Source organism: Sphingobium sp. TA15 (assembly GCF_037101235.1).
GTDB classification, from domain to species: Bacteria; Pseudomonadota; Alphaproteobacteria; order Sphingomonadales; family Sphingomonadaceae; genus Sphingobium; species Sphingobium indicum.
Genome location: NZ_AP025357.1, coordinates 121,255 through 138,487 on the forward strand (window position 1 = coordinate 121,255; position 17,233 = coordinate 138,487).

Here is a 17,233-nt window from a genome sequence, read left to right on the forward strand (position 1 = left end):
GTGCAATCGGCGACATGGCGAGATCAAGCAGCCGCCTGCTCGTCCAGATCATCCTCGCAAGCGAGATCGGTTGCCCGCAGCAGAAACCCGGCGGCTTCCTCGGCTCGCGCAGCCGCCGTCAGCAATGCGCGATTATCCTTGCGCAAAATGGCGAGCCAGGATCCGATATAAGCCGCGTGGTCGTCGAGATGGGTGGTTGGGAGACCCACATCGGCGCCAACCAGCGCTGCTGTCAGTTCGGCGACATATCCTGACAGTCCAGCCCTAATGTGACTTCTACCGCAAATTTTCGGGGCGCTTATCATGCGGCGATCTCCTCAGGCTGGGGCTGCTGGGCGTGCATCCAATCGGCGGCCGCCTGCGCCTTGCTGGCGGCGGTGAAGATGGCGCGAGGGTCGTCTTTGAGTGCGCGCAACCACGATGCTACGTAGGCGGCATGATCGGCCCGCGGATGGTGAGCGATCCTGAGGTCGGCGAGTACGAACGATGCGGTCAGTTCAGCGCAAATTTCCTCGATCGCCAAGCTGTCGCGCTTGAAACGTTCGGCAAAGTTGCGGTCGAGCCGGTGCTTTGCCCCTGTGGCGTGGGCCGCCTCATGCAAAAGCGTGCCCATCTGTGCTGATGCATCCCGAAACGAGGCAAAGGTCGGCATGAAGATGTGATCGAGGTCGATCCGGTAGTGCGCATCGTAGGCGCCCTCGGTGATCGGGATCTTGAGGGCCGCGACGAAAGCTTCGGCGTGCCCGAACCGCTCGCCCTCGGGTAGAACTGCGACAGGTGGGGGTTCATAGCCCTCGACCTGGGCGAGGTTGAACACGGTGAAGGCCCGCGCGAACATGCGGCCGGGTCCGGCTTCGCCATCGTCATGATCATCATCGGCGCGCGATGCGGCCTGTTTCCAGAACACAACCGTCGTTCCGCGTTCACCTTTGCGGACCTGTGCGCCAAGCGATGCCCACTGGCGATAGGTCCCCCAAAGACCGCTGGAATAGGCAGCCGCTTCGGCTGCGATCCAGAGCGCGAGCACGTTGACGCCGCGATAGCGGCGGCGAGAGGTGACGTTCTGCGGCCTGGTGGTGGCAGCGCCATCATGGTGCCAGGGCATGCGCCAATCGCCGGCCCCGGCTTCGATGGCAGATACAATCTCGGTGGTGATGCGCGAATAAACGTCGGCTCGCGGCGTCGCAGGGTAGGATCGGGACATGGCAGGTCTCCACGACGGGCGGAGGGAAACTGTCTTCCGCTCCTTCAATCCGTCACCCGCAAACCCGCCTCCTCTTCCTCTCCCGCCATACCGTTATGCGGTGTGGCGGTACCCGGTGCGATCTGTTCAAGAACACGCTGGATTCTGGCCACCTCGGCCTGAAGCGTCACCCGCTGCGGCTCTGGAAGCCGCTTCTCGCGCAACAACAACCGTGCCTCATCAGCACCGCGCTGCCATGCCGGGCGATGCCGTTCGGCGATGCAGGCATTGGGGCAGCGGACCGGTTCGCACATGGAGATCATTGGCCCGCTTGCGCCTGGCTCCGAACTCCGGTTCAGGCACAGGGCGGTTGCCGGATCAAAGAAGCAATCGGCCAGCGGGCCGACATGCAATGTCCGCGCGAGACTGCCCAGCATGGTGCGCAGACGTGGACGGTCGGCAATCATGGCAGGTAGCGGCGCCAACTCGTGGGCGGCAGTATCAAGCACAACTCCGACCCTGTTCGCGGCAGGTCCGCCAAGGCGTGCGCCACTTTGCCGCTCGTCGAAGTAGACAAGGATATCGTCAATCTGGCCAAGCGCACGCTGGGCTTCGATCTCTCCCCGAAATCCGGACCGGCTGCTGCCAGCATAGCCTTCGAAAGCCGCAACGCTCGCATGCTTGTACTGGATCATGCCGGCAATTGTTCCGAAGGGCCGGTTGGCGATGTGCCAGGCGATTGTGCGGCGAAACTGACGCGTTGTCAGACGCCATGGTCGGCCGTCGGGTCCGGCAGGAATGACGGGTGCCTGCGCGGATCCGAAGTGGTCATTGAGGTGATCGCGGAACCGGTTGAGTTGCCGGACTATCTCTGCAGAGACGTGCGTCTTGGTATTGGCCCGAAGCGTGAGGACTGGCCACAGGGTCGTTGTTCCGCGCGCTTGTCCCGCCCGCGCGGAAAGGCGTTCGAGGACATCGATGGCTTCAGCGACCGGCGCGATGGTAACCCACTCGGTCTCCTCGCCGCCGCCGCGCTTGCCCTTGTAAGCAGTGGACTTGATACGATGCCGCAAGATCGTACCGTCTTCGGCTTTGGTAATAGACAGGCATCCCCGCCTCATGGCTTGGATCTCGCTGTCCCGCATGCCTGAGAGAAAGGCACATACGATATAGGCTGCGGACTGCAGCATGACTTCCTCGAGGGGCAAAACCTTGGCATCGAAGCGGGTGCGCCAAGGCATGCCCGTATCGGGATCGGCAGAATTGGGCGTATCCATGCCGCCAATCTCGGTGCCGAGTTCTGCGATGGCAGCGGCGATGAGGTCTGGTGCACCCGTGGCCAGGCCAAGGTGCATGGCAGGTTCGGCCTGCGCGTTGATACCGGCATGGAGGTGGATCAGGTGGTAGTTGATCGGCGGCGTGACGGCGCCGGTTTGCGGATCTGTTCGCGTTGCGCCGTTATGTGCCGTGGTCCAGATCGGAATGCCGCGCCCATGCTGCCGCAAGGATGCAACATAGTCGAGGAGGCGTTGGCGTTGCCGTAACCGACGAACAGCGGGATCCAGACCTTCCTCAGCGGCAATCAGACGGTTGCGCGTTGCTTCAAGGCAATCGAGTTCTGCCCGTGCGGCAAGGATATCGCCTGCGTAGCAGGTCACGTAGCGCAACGACCAGGAGAGCAGCGGCGTCATGATCGCTTCAGGAATGCGCGGCGTCCGGTTCTCCCCTGCAATATGCTTTGCGCCCGCCACGGAAAACGGACTTCGTCCCGGCCACGGTTCGAAGGACAGGCGCGCAGTCGGCAGATGATGCTGCAACTCGTGCAGGTCAAAGACGATCCGCAGCAGCGCTGCCGCTGCAACTGGGCGCAGCCCGGCTAGGCGCAAGGCTCCGGCGTAGCGATCGACCAGAGCCTGATCGACCCGGGCGAGATCGAAACGCCCCAGCTGAGCCTTGACGAAGTCGAAAAAGCGCAAGGTCCGGTTGGCCTCGCCGCGCACCCCGGCCGGCTCAAGCCGCGAACGGTGACCGGGGAGATCGACATTGAGCCGCGCATGGAGAATCTGGCGCAGGGCATCAGCAATGGATGGGTCTTTGATACCGCCGAAATGTACCGTGACATGGCAGCGCCGCGCGTTGTCGCGAAATACGCCGGGAGCCAGATCCCACACTGGATCGCCGTATCGTGAAATATGCGCGCGATCGCAGCCGGGGCGCAAAGGCGCGGACATAAGCACAGGGAGGGCATCGCGCTCATCGTCGCTCTCCGCCAGAAGCTGGACAACGGTCATGCCCGTGCCTCTGGCGGCAGATAGACCGTGGGAGGGTCGTTCGCGACTTGCGCACGGGCCCTTGTCACGACGTCTTCGGCGAAGGCAGGCAGAATCTGCTGAACGATGCGATCATGGGCATGACCAAACTTGGCGGTCCAATCAGCAGCACTCAGGCCGATCCGCTGAGCGTCGACGAAGGAGAGAAAGGTGAGAATGGCAGGCAGCTTGCGCGCGGTAATGACCGCGTTGCGGCAATCGAGGCAGGCCCAGAACGGTGTAGGGCATGGCGTGCCGGCGGATGCGAAGGGACTGGAATAGAAGTTGCCACAGCTTGCAAGCCAGACGTCTTGTTCGCCATTGAGCAGTGCGGTTGAAATGCCCCCATCATCGGGATCAGGGCTTGCCAACTCGCCGCGCAGCCGGTCCTCGTCTTGAGGAGGCAGGATCATTGGACCAGCGAGCACCTCTTCGAGGGCATCTGCCACGGTTTGCTCGTGCAGCGGTCTGAGGGAGGGAATATCGGCGTAGTGCCGTGCCGCGATATCGACGGTATGACCTACGGCGAAGCGGGCCATGTGGCCTTCGGTCTTGAGATACCACAAGGCCTTGTGCGTCTTGCGCAGATACGAAAGACACAGGTGGAGCGGTTTACCCTGATCATCGGTAATACAATGGCGCTGCGTCCAGGCACTGACCTTCAAGCGCAGTTGACGAATACCTGCGGTGATCTCGCCCGGCTGAAAATAGACCCAAAGGTTATCGCTGGAGTTATGGACCCTGGCCTTGGACGATAGGGCGATGATGCGTCGGATCAGACCGCCAGCGGTGGATGAGCCGCGATCACGCACCCGGATTGTCTTGTGCTCGGCACCGTGTGCCCGCAGCTTGGTGTAGGCGATATCGACGGTACCCCCTGCGGCATTGCGCAGACAATCGAGGGTGAGCGACTTGCAGCACTCCAGCTCAAGCCCTGTCTCGATTAAGAGCAGAACAAGAAGCGGGACGATATCGTCGGCAGTAAGATAGTGGGCTGCGTGGAGGCTCAGGTTAAGCCTGTCACTGGTGAGATCGCGCTTTTTGCGCAGCTTGTACAGGCTCTGAAACGTGGGATCACGGTAGCCCAGAACACCGTATGTCTCGATGGCAGCATGGGCTTTGCAATATGCGCCATCGATCTGCGGCACCTCATCGAACTGCGGCCCCGACCGCAAGCGCGCCTCGATCGCAGCGATATCCGCGCGTGCCGCATCGCGCAGCTGGCGGGCTACATACGGACTGTAGGCATCGCGTGGACGGGAACGAACGTGTGCGTGTGAGCTGACGTAGCGCAGTCGTTCCCGCAAGCCGCAATCGACAAGCTCGGGGCTGTCGTCCGCGATGCGACGAAGGACGGAAACGACCTTGGCGACATAGGTTGGTCCATGCACGCAAGACTTGCCCTGCGCGCTGAGCCATGTCTCAAATCCATCAATGTGATGGGCACGAAGGTCAGCAGGGCCGTTGATCCCGTCGCCTGTCCCGGCCAGGTAGGAAAAGAAGCTTGGCAGCTGGTTGGCGTATGTCTTGAGCGACGAACGTACCATGATGGGGCCGCGCGGAGCAGCCAGCATGAACAGGCTCCGGGCAAATGCGAGCGCCAGGCCGCGTGGCCGCAAGCCCGTGAAATCGACGAGCAGCTCGCCGCCATATAAGGGATGAATCATGAAGCGCAGCGTGCTGATCTGCGACCATGGATCGGCTTGGGGCGCAGCCGTATCTGCCGCGAAGCTGACCTTGCGTCCTTTGCGTGGAGCAGCGGTCATGATCGAAGATAGCCTGGTACGAGTGCCAGCAGTTCTTCGACTGCCGCATCAACGGTATCGGCACGCGTGGCGAGGTGATCGAGATAAATAGAGGTCGTCGCGAGGCTCGAATGGCCAAGCAATCGCTGGACCTGTTGAAGCGGATCGCCGACCAGCTGGCGATAACCTTCCATGGCGCCCACTGGTGCCGCTGCGTCGGCGAGGCGGCGCTGGATCAGCATGGCAAGCATGTGGACTGCAAAGGAATGCCGGAGTTGATGGGGGCTAAGCCGGACCGGGATGCCGGCGTCCGTGCAGCGGCGGCTCGCCCGTGCGAAGATCGCTTCCCACGAGTTGGGCAACACAGGATGGCCCACCTCGGTCAGCCAGAGGACCGCGGCTTCGCGCGGCGTTCCATCGTCAGCGCAAATAACAAGCCTTGCGCGTTCATCCGGTGTGACGACCTCTATGTCCATCGTGCCACCGCCAACGAGATGCAATGCACGCTGCCCGAATGAGGGGCTGTGGATGAAGATCGGGCGGTCGATGGCTTCCCAGCCACGGCGCTGTGCGAACTTGGCGACGGCTGCGGCTCGCTCAACGGCGATGTAGGCGTCAAACACCGGCAACAAGCGGCGCGGCAGCAGCATGCTTCGCCCCCTGTCACCCTTGGTGAGTGCCGCCGGAAGCTCGACCCGCCGCTGACGTTCCGAGCGGGCGTCGCAAACCGGAATCTCAGCTGCGAGCAAGTGGGATGCCTCTTCCAGGCGCAGGCCGGTGGTGACCAGCAGATCGGCGAACAGCGCGTTGCGCGCGCCATTGCGGTCACGCGCTCCAGGACGCTCGGTCCCTTCAACGGTCAGGCCGCGCAAACCAACTTCCCGGAAGGCGCGGTAATCGGTGAGATCGATGAAACGGACGTCGGAACGACGGGCTGCGCGCTCATAGGCGTTATTGCGGCCCGTGACCGCCGCACGGCGCCCATCGTGCGATCGTCGCCAGACCTGACGATGCGTAAAAGGTGTACGCTCGATCAGCCCCTCCCGTTCGGCCCATCGATAAAGCTTGTCGAGCGAGGCAATCGCCCGGTTCCACGTCGATGCAGAAATCCGGAACTCAGCATCGCTGCGCCGCCGGGCACGATGATAGGCACCGACATCATCGGCATCGGCTTGCCAGACAGACTTGCCGCGGGCCGAAGCGAGAAAGCGAACCCAGACCAGAACATCATAACCATGGGCGCGCAACGAGTGTCGCGAACGCGAACCGTTCAGCGGCAAATCGAGGAAGTAGCGCTCAAGGTGGAGATCATAGATCGCACCATCACGCAGAATTACCGGGATGTAGGAGTCCAGGCCATCCGCCGTCCGGCGCTCCTGAATGACGATCGACGCACCTGAATTATCCACAGCTTGTCAGTCCCTCCCCCGGACCCCCTCCCGACTCCAGATCGCACACGTTGCGCGCCTGCGGGACGGTGGTCATCAGGCCGGATTACGCCAGCTTATGGATAGCGCTTCATCCGGCCTGATGCCCCCCTGCGTCGCGCCAAAGCATACCGTTCAATGGTGCGTCAGGCACGGTGCAGACTGTCCAGATAAGGCGACCAACTCCTCGAACGCATATGCCTGATCGCCGAAGCGCTTCCCGAACGATCGGGCAAGCCGGGCTGGATGGCCTGTCCAGTGGCCGGCCTCATGCGCAATGGTGGCTGCCCAGGCGGCGCGCGTGTCGAATTGCTCGACCGGCGGCATGGTGATGACGTCCGCGCGCAGATCATAATAAGCACGATCGCCGCCGCATCGCAGCCGCGCGGGCAGCCGATCGACGAAGCGCTCCGCCCGCGGACCGAGCCGGTCGCCCGGCGGGACGAGGGAGAGGGCTTCGGGATAGAAATCGCCCGGCAGTGTATCGATCTGATCGGCATTGAAGACCGCATAGGACCGCATGACCCGGCGCTGCTCATCGACGAGCTCACCCGGACGTTCGTAGGAATCGACCTTCTTCGAATAGGCTTTGTAGAAGATCGCAAATTGCGACTGCTCACCGGCACGGACCTGCCCGCCGAGGCTTTGTGCTTGCCGATAGGTCATCCAGTAGCGGGACCGATAGCCGCACTGCTCGGCGGCCAGCCATAGCCAAAAGGTGTTCATGCCGCGATAGGGCTCGCCATTGGCGCGCAGCGGGCGCCCTTGCGCGGCGCATGATCGCCAGGGCCGTACCCAGGGACGCACACCGGCCTCGAGCCGGTCGATGATGGCGCGCGTGATGGTCTCGGCCGGCGAGGGCCGGCCCGATGATTGGGTCATGGTGGATACTCCGCGAAAGAGCGGCTGTCTCAGCGCCGCCGATGAAGGGCGGCGGGCGACACGAAAGCGCCGCCCGCCGTTAGGCGTTCGCCTCAGGCGGCCTGTTCGAAGTCGCCAGCATCGCCATCGGGGGCGATCTCCCCTGCCCCGCCGTCGCTGTCGTCTTCATCGCTGAGGAAAGCGGAATAGCTCCGGAAGCTTTCGGGCTTTTCGATCGCGCCGAACCGCATCTCGTCGGGCAGCCAGGAGAGCGCCTTTTCCCGGACTTCGGCCTCGACGATGCCCTGCCCCGAACAGAGCGCAGCGCAGGCATTGGCAAGGTCACCCTTCTTGGCGTCCTTGTATCGGCCGCGCAGCACCGGCCCGCCGATCTCGTCGAGCGCTTCGAGCATGACGTCCTTCTTCACCCGCCCGAAAAAGTTCTGGGCATCGGGCCGCCACCATTGCGCGACATCAATGTCGAGCAGCCGTCCGAGATGATCGTGGAAGCCGTTGCGGCGCCCGCCATCGTCGACGTTGAGTGTCGGCTCCAGCGTCTGCGCCATGACATGGGCGAGCCAATCGGCGCGCGCCTGTTCATCCAGTTGCCGGAAGGCATCGAAGCGGGACGACAGCGTGTTCCCGCCTGCCCAGCTCACATCGAGCGCCTGGCGCTGTTCGGTCAGGACATTGCTCGCCGCGCTACCTTCATCGCGGAAGCTGACGATCGGGAAGCTCGCGGCGGCGGCCTGCAACGTCGCGTGGTCCCGGACATAGCTGCTGGCGAACACCGTCCGGTGCGCCATCAGGAATATCGTGAGATCGAGCGCGAACCCGGCATCCGAGGCGACATGGGCTGCCAGGATCTGCCGGCGCTGGGTCGCGAGTTCGTCAACCAGCGTCGCGCTGAGCCGGGAGGCCGCGACCTTGCCGGACGGTGCTTCGGGTTCTGCATCCTCGCCCGCCTGCCGGATGGCGCGCTCGCTGAACATGCGGCTGTGCACCCGCGGACTGCCATCGGGCGCCAGATAGATGAAGGTGCCCAGCTGGTCCTTGATCGCATCATCGACCATCGTGCGCGACGCCTCGATCGTATCGAGTTCCCGCTCGATGTCGGCGAGACGCGCCGAAGCCGCCTCGGCCTCGGGCGTGCCGTCCTCGAGTTCGGTCTCAAGTTCGCGGATGAGCGCGTCGCCCTCATCCGAGAGACTATCGACGCGCTCCTGCTCGTCCCCGCTCAATTCGCGCAGCGGCGGATGATATTCGTGGAGCTGGCACTCCGTATCATAGGGCACATGCGTCGCGAGAACCGGCGTCACGAACGCCAGCTTCTGTTCGGCAGCGAGCGCTTCCGCGGCCGCTTCAAGCTTCTGGGCGGCCAGCTGCTCGATGAGCTCCACGTCGATCCAGCTCTCGTCCACATCTTCACCGAACAGGTCGCGCTCGATCCGGCCGCCCGCGCCGACATAGGCCTCGCGGCCGACGAACCGTGCCTTGGCGTCGGTCGCCTTGACCGTTCCGTTGAGGAGCGCACGGCGGATATTGTCGGGATTGTCGCCATAATAGGACCGGCTCATGCTCTCGAACACGCGCGCCTGGCGATCGACGTCGGGCGTGACGGCATAAGCCTGGGCGACCCCCAGCGTGATCTCGCCCGCCGCCAGCGCCGCGAATACGAGAGGAGCCAGTTCGGCAAGCCGTACCCGCTGCTCAACGAAGCGGGTCGTGACGCCGAAACGTTTCGCCACATCCTCGGCACTCGCGCCCTTGTCGAGGAAGTGCTTGAAAGCCGAGCACTCATCCGCCGGGTTCATCGCGACGCGGTGGAAATTCTCGGCAAGGCTCGCTTCGGCCGATCCAGCATCATCCTCGAGCACCAGCACCTGAACCTCATGGTCCCCGGCAAGCCGACCTGAATCGATCAGCCGCTGGAGCGCCCGCAAGCGGCGGCCACCCGCCTTGACGGTGAAATGTCCTGCCTTCTTGAGCGGCGTGACCACGAGATTCTGCAACAGGCCATGCGCGGCGATATTGTCGGCGAGGCTGTCGAGGTCGGCATCGCGATTGGATTTGCGGACATTGTCCTTCGAGAGCGAGAGGTTCTTGACCTTCACGGACTGGATCATCGGTTGTCTCCTTCGAGGGTTGCGCCGACCTCGTCGGCCGGCTTGAGCCACTCAGGCCCACCCGGCCGAAGGCCCCCTCCCCTCTCTTCGGTCGCTTGGCGCGGCCGCGGGTCAGTCCGTGATCCTGGCGAGGATCTCGAGGGCGCGGCTCGGGGGAACGAACAGCCGCGTGCGGTGCTGGATGATCTCGGTGAAGCAGCCCGCCGCCTTGAGATGCGGCAGCGCCTCGGGCTTCCAGTCCAGCAATTCGAGGCGTTGATCGCCGGCGACCAAGGCGCGCTTCAGCCGCAGCGCTCCGATCGGCATGATCTCGCCCGAGGTGCGGACGTGCTCGACCCGCGCGCCGAGGTCGATCTCGACATGGGCCGCGATGCCGAATGCGCTGGCAATCCGCTCAACCAGCGGCGCCGGAATAAGACGCCCGAGAAGCGACTGGCCGTCATCGCTCGTCAGCCGCCAGACCTGGACATGATCGTCGGGCAGCTTGCCCCACACCGGAAGCAGCAGGCCAGTGACCAGATAGATGATCTGCGTGCGCGTCTGCGCCGCCATTGCGTCGCATTCGGCCTGCCAGGCTTCGTCGAAGCTCGCCCGGTCCACGTCGGTCCAATGGGTTTCGGCGAAGAGGTCCTGCCGGTGCCGTTCGGTGCGCGTCGGCCGCACCAGCTCATAGCGGCGCACGGTCCGCCCCTCTTCGTCCGTCAGCGAGAAGGTCGGCCGGCAAATGGCGGCCTTGCCGGAACGCGGGTTGATCAACCCGCGCGCTTCCGGGTCGGCCAGAAGCCAATGCGCTCGCTCCAGGGTCAGCGGCCGATATCGCTCCTCGGTTTCGATACGCAGGATCTCGGTTTCGGCGCCGCTCACGGGATCGCGCCGGATCACCGTCCGGTCGAGGATCGAAATACGGTCGGCCGCGATCGTTTCGACGCCAAGATCGAGGGTGCCGGCCTCGCGTGCCTTTTCCACCCGTGCTTCGATCAAGCCGAGATATTCGTCGAAGATCGCGTTCTGCAGGTCGATGCGCAGCGCCAGGATGCGGTTCAACCACCGCTGGATCGTGGGCAAGGTCTCGGTGAGCCCCCCGCCCTCCCCGGCCAGGTTCAAACCGGTGAGCGCCTGGAACTGATCGAAGTGGACCGATTGGAGTTTTGCCTGGAACAGCAGGCGAAACCACTGGTCGAGCGATTCCCGCGCGAAGTCGGACTCCAGATTGTCGCGGGGGTCGAAAAGTCCCTGCCCGCCGGTCTGGCGTTGGCCACGGGTCAGCGCGCCCAGGCTGTCGAGGCGCCGGGCGATGGTCGAGATGAACCGCCGTTCGCCACGGCAATCGGTGGAAACGGGCCGAAACAAGGGCGGGCAGGCTTGGTGGGTGCGGTGCGTGCGGCCCAGCCCCTGGATCGCCGCGTCCGCGCGCCAACCGGGCTCGAGGAGATAGTGAATGCGGCGGCTCTGATTGGGCGCGTCGAGGCTGGCGTGGTAACTCCGCCCCGTGCCGCCGGCGTCGGAGAAGATCAGGATGCGCTTTTCGCCGCGCATGAAGATGTCGGTCTCCGCGAGGTTCGTGCGCGCGCTGCGCCGTTCGATCCGCTGACGGCCGTCGGCATCGACGACGATCCGCCGGCTGCGGCCCGTCACCTCGGCCACAGCCTCCGTCCCGAAATGCCCGATTATGTGATCGAGCGCCGAGCCGACGACCGGCAGCGCACAGAGTTGCTCGAGGAGCTGGTCGCGCATGGCCATCGCTTCCCGGCACAGCACGGGCTGCCCGGCCTCGTCGATCATCGGTTCCGAGCGCACCGTGCCGCTATCGTCGGTATAGGTGCGCATCTGGCGCACGGGAAAGGCCGCGGTCAGATAATCGACCAGGAATTCGCGCGGGGACAGCTCGATATCGAGCCAGGCGCGCTCCTCGGGGGACAGGTCGGCAAGGGCACGATCGAGCATCGCTTCCGAGGTCGACACGAGCTGGACGACGGCGCAGTCGCCGCGCGCGAGATCGGCGGCGATCGCCGGGATCAGCGAGGGCAGCTTCATCGACAGCAGGATCTGGCCGAAGAAGCGTTGCTTGGTCGATTCGAAGATCGACAATGCCGCGGCCTTCGCGCCGCTATTATAGGTGGCACCGCTGAAGCCGTCGGTGACGCGCGTGGCGGCGAGCGCGGCCTGCAGATTGTTGTGAATGATCGCCCAGGCATCGGCATAGGCATTGTAGACGGCGATCTGTTCTTCGCTGAGCCGATGCTCGAGGATGTCATATTCGACGCCGGCGAAGCTGAGCGCCCGCGCGGCATAGAGGCCCTGCGCTTTGAGGTCGCGGGCGATCAACTCCATCGCCGCGATGCCGCCTCGGCGCAGGGATTCCACGAAGGCCCGCCGGTCGGCGAAGGCCGTCTGCGGTCCCCACAATCCGAGGCGTGTCGCATAGGCAAGATTGTTGACATCCGAGGCGCCCGTCGCCGAGGCGTAGAGAATCCGGGCGCGCGGAGCGAGATTTTGCAGGCGGACGCCGGCAATGCCCTGCTCGGACCCTTTCGTGGCGCCGAACCGGCCCTCGCCGCCGGCCACCCCGGCCATTTCATGCGCCTCGTCGAAAACGATGACGCCGCTGAAATCCTCACCCATCCATTCGATCAGCTGGCGCAGCCGCGTGCCCCTGTCGCCGCGGTTGGAGCGCAGGGTGGCATAGGTCAGGAAGAGGATCCCATCGCCCAGCGCGATCGGGGTGCCGAGCTTCCACTGGTTGAGATGCTGGATGTCGAGCGGCAAGCCGCCAAGCGCCGACCAGTCCCGGCGAGCGTCTTCGACCAGCGTCTCGCTCTTGGATATCCAGAGGTGGCGGCGGTTGCCACGCAACCACTGGTCGAGGATGACGCCTGCCACCTGCCGCCCCTTGCCGGCGCCCGTGCCATCGCCAAGGAAAAAGCCGGTCCGATAGGCGTTACCGGCCTCTGCCGGCGACAGCGAAAGACCCTCCTCGCTGGATATGAACCGCCCGGGAAGATCGCGCTCGAACGCCGCGCCAGCGTAGATCAGCGTTTCGAGCTGCGCGTCCGAGAGCAGGCCGTCGTCCAGGATCCTGGCCGGCAGCACGGGTTCATAAGCGACCGGGGGTGCGGCAATCGATCCCATTGCCTGCGATTCGACCAGCGCGCTTGGGTGCTCACGAGCATCGGCAATCAGCAGACGGCTCGGCCGATAGGGCAGGTAAATCCCTTGCGGTTCGCCCGCGGGTGCGGGCGCGTCGAGACGGTGATAGGCGACCGCGCGGGTCGTGGGCAGGGTCACCGCCGCACGCGAGCAGACGGGGCGGGTCCGCCGCGTGAGGCCCCGGAACAATCCGCTGGGGCGGGAGATCGGCTGCGGCTGCGGCGCGCATGGGGTCGCCATCGCATCGATGGCCGCAAGCGCAGCGCCGAGCGTCGTGCAGGTCTGGCGCGGGACCGAGCCCCCTGCCCCGTCCTTTTCGAGGAGTATGAGCTGGACTGCCTGGCCGGTGCCGTGCTTGGCATAGGCATCGGGCGGCAGGTCGAGATGCAGCCGGGCATGCGCACCCGCAGTGGCGTGCAGCCAATCCGCGTCCTCCGTCTCGATGCGGTCGGGGAGAATAACGGCGCAGCGCCCGCCTGGAGCAAGCCGCAACAGCGCGGAGCGCAAATGGCGAAGCGCGGCATGGCGATCGCGCGCGCGCCCCTGGCTTCGCGAGAAGGGCGGATTGAGGAGCACGACGCTCGGCACCAGTTGCGGATCGAGCATATCGTCGATCAGTTCGCCATCATGCGTGCTCAGCCTGCCTTCGGGAAAGGCGTGACGCAGCAAACGCGTGCGCCAGGCATCGATATCATTGAGAAGGAGGCGCGCGCCGGCGAGATGGGCGTGTACGGCCAGGAGGCCGGTCCCGGCCGAGGGCTCGAGCACGATATCGTGTGCCGTGATCGCGGCTGCCTTGGCGGCAAGGAAGCCGATCGGCGCCGGTGTCGAGAATTGCTGGAACGCGATCTGCGTTTCGCTACGCACGCTTTGCGTGGGAAGCGCCGCCGTCATAGCGATCAGCTGGGCGAGCCGCGCATTCGCATCTGCCGGGAGCGTCGCGTTCTTCAGATGGAGGACCTGCGCGAGTTCGAGCACATCGTAGGCGTCGCGCAATGACCACAGGCCATCGGCGCTCGAGCCACCGAAAGCGGAGGTCATTTCGGCAAGGAGGTCGTTACGTGCAACCGGACATCCTTCGGACAGCCGGTCGGCTATGCCTTGAGCAGCGGTACGGGCGGGATCATCGAGCGGCAGCGTGAGCGCGAGGGGGTGTGTGGCCATGGGGCATCTCCAGGTCTGACACCTGGCATCAGCGCCAGGTCATCAGCCGGAAGGCTCCCTCCCCTTTCAGGCCGCCTCGGCGGCCCGGCGGACACGCCAAGCATCATTCCAGTCCGCGTGCCGTTCCGGCAGCCGGAGCACCAGTTCGCGTCCATTGGCTGTGAGATGGGGGCGGGCTTTTTTGAGCATGGCGGCAGCGGCGGCACCGCGATCGCCATAGACGATGATACGCTTGACCCGTTCGGGGATGGCGACAAGCCCAAGGCGTTCGACCCCGCCCAGCGCCCAGGTGGGCGTTCCGAACCAGGCCATTGCTGAAAGGGCGTCCTCGATGCCTTCGGCAAGGCCAAGCTCCTCGCCGGCCGGCGCCAGACGAATGGCCGCGTCGCCGAGAAGGCCAAGGGCAATCTTCGGCTTTGGCATGGGTTTGTGCAGGATGTCGGCGAGATCGAGGCAGGTCCGCTGGACGGCGACAACCCCCAGATCATTCTCGACCGCGGCGATCATCGCCGGAAAGAACCGGCGGCGCTCACCGGCCCCGACGATGGTGCGCGGGTTGTAGCGCAGGCAACGCGGATAGGGAGGCGGCAGACCGCGCGCCGCCAGATAATCGGCCGCTGGAGATCCGGCGATGGGCTGGCTCGCCTTCCATAGGCGAAGTGCAAGAGCGCGATGGTCCGCGGCCGCCTTCGGGCGCGGCATTGTGAGCGGCTCCGCATCGTGAAGTTTGCGCCGGCGCAAAGCAGCCAGAACATCGCGCGTGTCGCAGCCGGCAAAGCAGTGGAACAGGATCGCCCGCTCGCCCAGGCGTACCGACAGGCTGGGACCATGATCGTTATGTGCCGGGCACCGGCATTCGCCGCGCGTACCGCGCCAGATCCCACCCAGGGCTTCGACAATGGCTTTGGCGCGATGGGGAGCAGCTATGGGCATCGACTAATCCTCGGAAGTGGTGGAGCGCCGCTGCTGATTGCGCCCTCCCCTCCCCGATATTTCACCCCGGCATGCCTTTGGCTGCCAGGATCCCGAATTCCTCGACGATGCGATCGGTTGTGTAGTGCGTCGCGCCGTCGCGTTCATAGGAGTTGTCCTTGAGCCGTCCGGCTATGCGCACGAGATCCCCGACTTGAGCCCGGTCGGCGATATGTTTTCGCTGGCCTTCGCTGAAGACGCTCACGCGGTTCCAGTGGCTGTCTTCCTGCCATTCGTTATCGTCACCCTTGCGGCGATAATTCGCGCAGACCGACAGCAGGGTGACTTTCGGCCGCGCGTCGATTTCCCCGATCCGGCCGATGATCTCGAACTTGGCGAAGTTGATCATGCACCCTCCATGCGCAAGGTCATTTGGCCGGCAGCCTATCGTAGGCGGCTAACTTCGCGTATCCCTCCAGGCGGGGGGATTGAACGATTGCATCAGGCGCGACGCCGATCTCTTTCTCAAAATAAAAAGAATCAAAACGCCGCTGCTCGCAGCGGAAGCTTTTCCGATTCAAAAGGATTCAGATTCAGGAGGCCGAAAGCACAGCATTTCTGCGGGTTTGAGCAAGCTTATCCTGACCGGACGGGGGATTTTGCCTGCCCTTCCGGGGGCGCTTCCCTGACCGATCGGGGGATGCAACCTGACCTGCTGGGGCCTTCCTGACCGTATGGGGGACAGCTTCCTGCTGGAGTGATTCGCTCGCCATAGCGTTCGTCAGGGACTTTCTTCGGCGTCCGCGCTGCCGTTTGCGCGGGTCCGGGCGCTTGGAAACGCGACTCGCCGCACTTCCTCATGGTTTGCTGCTTCGGAGCGAAGTTCCATCCTGACCTCTTGGGGGCCGAATCCGGTGTCTATCCTGCCCTGACTTGACGCGTAAGGACAGGTCAGGCAGATTTTCTCCCACGCTGGACGAATCGGCGCAGACTTCATGGCATGGATGACGAGCAAGCCCTAGATCACGCTGTAACGCCCTCCCCCACCGGCGATGACGCTTCTCCGGGACGGGCGATGCGGGTGGCTGCCGCCCTGCAGGCAAAGGGCGGTGACGAGTTCGCCAAGCCCGGCAGCATCGTCGAGGTCAAGTTCGTCAAAGGCCAGTCGCTTAGCCTGACTGCTTCGCGTTTGCTTGCGCTGATGATTTTGACCGCGGGCGGTGATGCCTGGGAGGACCGCCCGCACAAGATGCGAAAGGCGGACATTCGCCGCGGCCACAAGGGCAATGAGCGCATCTCGGATATGCTTGAGGAATTGCACCGCACGCTTTTCGCGGTCGACGACAAGTCCTGGCGCGGCAAGAAGGCGACGCTGCGCTTTTCGCTTATCTCGTCGTCGCGCGAAGAAGCGGAAGACGAAGAGGGCGCGGACGCTGGGTGGATCGAGTGGGAGTTCACGCCCGAAGCCCGAAAGCTGATCCAGGAATCGGAGACCTATGCGGTCCTGAACCGCCAGGCGGTGCTCGGCTTCCGATCAACCTATGCGCTCAAGCTGTACGAGATCGGGGCGCTGAGGCTGCATAGGCGCCAGTCGCTCTGGAAGGGCGACATGACGGCGCTGCGTGCGCTGCTCGGCATCGCGCCGGACGTCTACAAGGATTTCGCGCAGCTGCGCCGCAAAGTTCTCGAAAAGGCGAAGGCCGAAATCGACCAGCTCGCCCATTTTCGCGTGGAGTGGCGGGAGATCCGCCAGGGCAGAACTGTCACCGAAATCGAATTCCGCTTTGAGCCCAAGGATGCTCCGGCCCAAATCGCGACCGTGGATGAGATCGGTCGGCACTCTGCGGGCAGAAAGGCGCGGCGCGAGGACGAGGTGGAGACCGTTGCCGTCGAGGCTGTCACACAGGCGGCGGTGGCGGCCTTGGTGTCAAAGGATAAGGCTGGGGCAGGGGAGGTCACCTTCCCGAACGGCACGATCCGCTTTGGCTCGGACACGCTCGCGGCCATCGGCCGTTCGGCTGGCGGCGGTTGGGACATCGATCTCATTGCCGATGCCTATCGCGCGCAGATGGGCGAAAGGCTGGCGAAGCTCAAGGGCGCCAAGCTGATCGCATCCTGGACCGGCTTCTGCGAGAGTTTCCTGGCACGACGCGGGCGCCCCTGAGCCGAAATTGCACCGGTGCAATTTCGGGGTGAACTGCCCCCAAGGGGTCAGGTTGCGAGGGGGCGCAAAAGGTCTGCGGCGCAGATTGGGCAAGTTTCGCCCTTCGGGCTGGGCCGACTTGCGAAAATCAGCCTTCGATTGACCTAAAAGTGCAAATTGAGCTATGCCCCCTCTAGTTTCGCAAGGGGGCCTCTC

The 17,233-nt window shown here is 64.3% G+C and carries 12 protein-coding genes; 2 read left to right on the plus strand and 10 right to left on the minus strand.

Annotated features, from left to right (window positions below; genetic code table 11):
* Positions 1–23: 23 nt before the first annotated feature.
* The 10 genes from Sj15T_RS20905 to Sj15T_RS20950 all read right to left on the minus strand — a co-directional run bounded on the left by Sj15T_RS20905 (position 24) and on the right by Sj15T_RS20950 (position 15,283).
* Positions 24–305 carry a zincin-like metallopeptidase domain-containing protein gene (locus Sj15T_RS20905; RefSeq protein ID WP_013039036.1) on the minus strand — a complete coding sequence of 94 codons (282 nt, stop codon included), beginning with the start codon at positions 303–305 and terminating at the stop codon, positions 24–26.
* A complete protein-coding gene (locus Sj15T_RS20910; RefSeq protein ID WP_013039035.1) occupies positions 302–1,204 on the minus strand; it encodes a zincin-like metallopeptidase domain-containing protein in 903 nt (300 codons plus the stop codon). The genes Sj15T_RS20905 and Sj15T_RS20910 overlap by 4 nt, the downstream gene beginning before the upstream one ends.
* Positions 1,205–1,248: 44 nt before the next feature.
* Positions 1,249–3,474, minus strand: coding sequence for an integrase (locus tag Sj15T_RS20915; protein ID WP_013039034.1), 2,226 nt, complete (start codon positions 3,472–3,474; stop codon positions 1,249–1,251).
* Positions 3,471–5,258: a hypothetical protein gene (locus Sj15T_RS20920; RefSeq protein WP_013039033.1), complete on the minus strand. Its 1,788-nt coding sequence runs from the start codon at positions 5,256–5,258 to the stop codon at positions 3,471–3,473. Before Sj15T_RS20920 ends, Sj15T_RS20915 begins: the two co-directional genes overlap by 4 nt.
* Positions 5,255–6,646, minus strand: a complete 1,392-nt coding sequence (locus Sj15T_RS20925; protein WP_013039032.1) for a site-specific integrase — start codon at positions 6,644–6,646, stop codon at positions 5,255–5,257. Before Sj15T_RS20925 ends, Sj15T_RS20920 begins: the two co-directional genes overlap by 4 nt.
* A 153-nt stretch (positions 6,647–6,799) precedes the next feature.
* A complete protein-coding gene (locus Sj15T_RS20930) occupies positions 6,800–7,546 on the minus strand; it encodes an ArdC-like ssDNA-binding domain-containing protein (protein WP_013041752.1) in 747 nt (248 codons plus the stop codon).
* 92 nt (positions 7,547–7,638) lie between these two features.
* On the minus strand, positions 7,639–9,651 hold the full coding sequence (locus tag Sj15T_RS20935) for a ParB/RepB/Spo0J family partition protein (protein WP_007688079.1): 2,013 nt from the start codon (positions 9,649–9,651) through the stop codon (positions 7,639–7,641).
* Positions 9,652–9,762: 111 nt separating this feature from the next.
* Complete coding sequence (locus Sj15T_RS20940) at positions 9,763–13,962, minus strand: strawberry notch family protein (RefSeq protein WP_013041753.1); 4,200 nt, start codon at positions 13,960–13,962, stop codon at positions 9,763–9,765.
* 66 nt (positions 13,963–14,028) lie between these two features.
* Positions 14,029–14,895 carry a toprim domain-containing protein gene (locus tag Sj15T_RS20945; RefSeq protein ID WP_007688081.1) on the minus strand — a complete coding sequence of 289 codons (867 nt, stop codon included), beginning with the start codon at positions 14,893–14,895 and terminating at the stop codon, positions 14,029–14,031.
* 61 nt (positions 14,896–14,956) lie between these two features.
* Positions 14,957–15,283, minus strand: a complete 327-nt coding sequence (locus Sj15T_RS20950) for a single-stranded DNA-binding protein (RefSeq protein ID WP_013041754.1) — start codon at positions 15,281–15,283, stop codon at positions 14,957–14,959.
* A 79-nt stretch (positions 15,284–15,362) separates the two neighbouring features.
* Between Sj15T_RS20950 and Sj15T_RS20955 the strand changes: the two genes are divergently transcribed.
* Positions 15,363–15,563: a hypothetical protein gene (locus Sj15T_RS20955; RefSeq protein WP_013041755.1), complete on the plus strand. Its 201-nt coding sequence runs from the start codon at positions 15,363–15,365 to the stop codon at positions 15,561–15,563.
* A 386-nt stretch (positions 15,564–15,949) separates the two neighbouring features.
* Positions 15,950–17,038, plus strand: a complete 1,089-nt coding sequence (locus Sj15T_RS20960; protein WP_007688083.1) for a replication initiation protein — start codon at positions 15,950–15,952, stop codon at positions 17,036–17,038.
* Positions 17,039–17,233 lie beyond the last annotated feature (195 nt).

Bases quoted from the DNA above. Each gene is read 5' to 3' on its own strand.
- Sj15T_RS20905 (WP_013039036.1), bottom strand. From the start codon at position 305: ATGATAAGCGCCCCGAAAATTTGCGGTAGAAGTCACATTAGGGCTGGA.
- Sj15T_RS20910 (WP_013039035.1), bottom strand. From the start codon at position 1,204: ATGTCCCGATCCTACCCTGCGACGCCGCGAGCCGACGTTTATTCGCGC.
- Sj15T_RS20915 (WP_013039034.1), bottom strand. From the start codon at position 3,474: ATGACCGTTGTCCAGCTTCTGGCGGAGAGCGACGATGAGCGCGATGCC.
- Sj15T_RS20920 (WP_013039033.1), bottom strand. From the start codon at position 5,258: ATGACCGCTGCTCCACGCAAAGGACGCAAGGTCAGCTTCGCGGCAGAT.
- Sj15T_RS20930 (WP_013041752.1), bottom strand. From the start codon at position 7,546: ATGACCCAATCATCGGGCCGGCCCTCGCCGGCCGAGACCATCACGCGC.
- Sj15T_RS20935 (WP_007688079.1), bottom strand. From the start codon at position 9,651: ATGATCCAGTCCGTGAAGGTCAAGAACCTCTCGCTCTCGAAGGACAAT.
- Sj15T_RS20940 (WP_013041753.1), bottom strand. From the start codon at position 13,962: ATGGCCACACACCCCCTCGCGCTCACGCTGCCGCTCGATGATCCCGCC.
- Sj15T_RS20945 (WP_007688081.1), bottom strand. From the start codon at position 14,895: ATGCCCATAGCTGCTCCCCATCGCGCCAAAGCCATTGTCGAAGCCCTG.
- Sj15T_RS20950 (WP_013041754.1), bottom strand. From the start codon at position 15,283: ATGATCAACTTCGCCAAGTTCGAGATCATCGGCCGGATCGGGGAAATC.
- Sj15T_RS20960 (WP_007688083.1), top strand. From the start codon at position 15,950: ATGCGGGTGGCTGCCGCCCTGCAGGCAAAGGGCGGTGACGAGTTCGCC.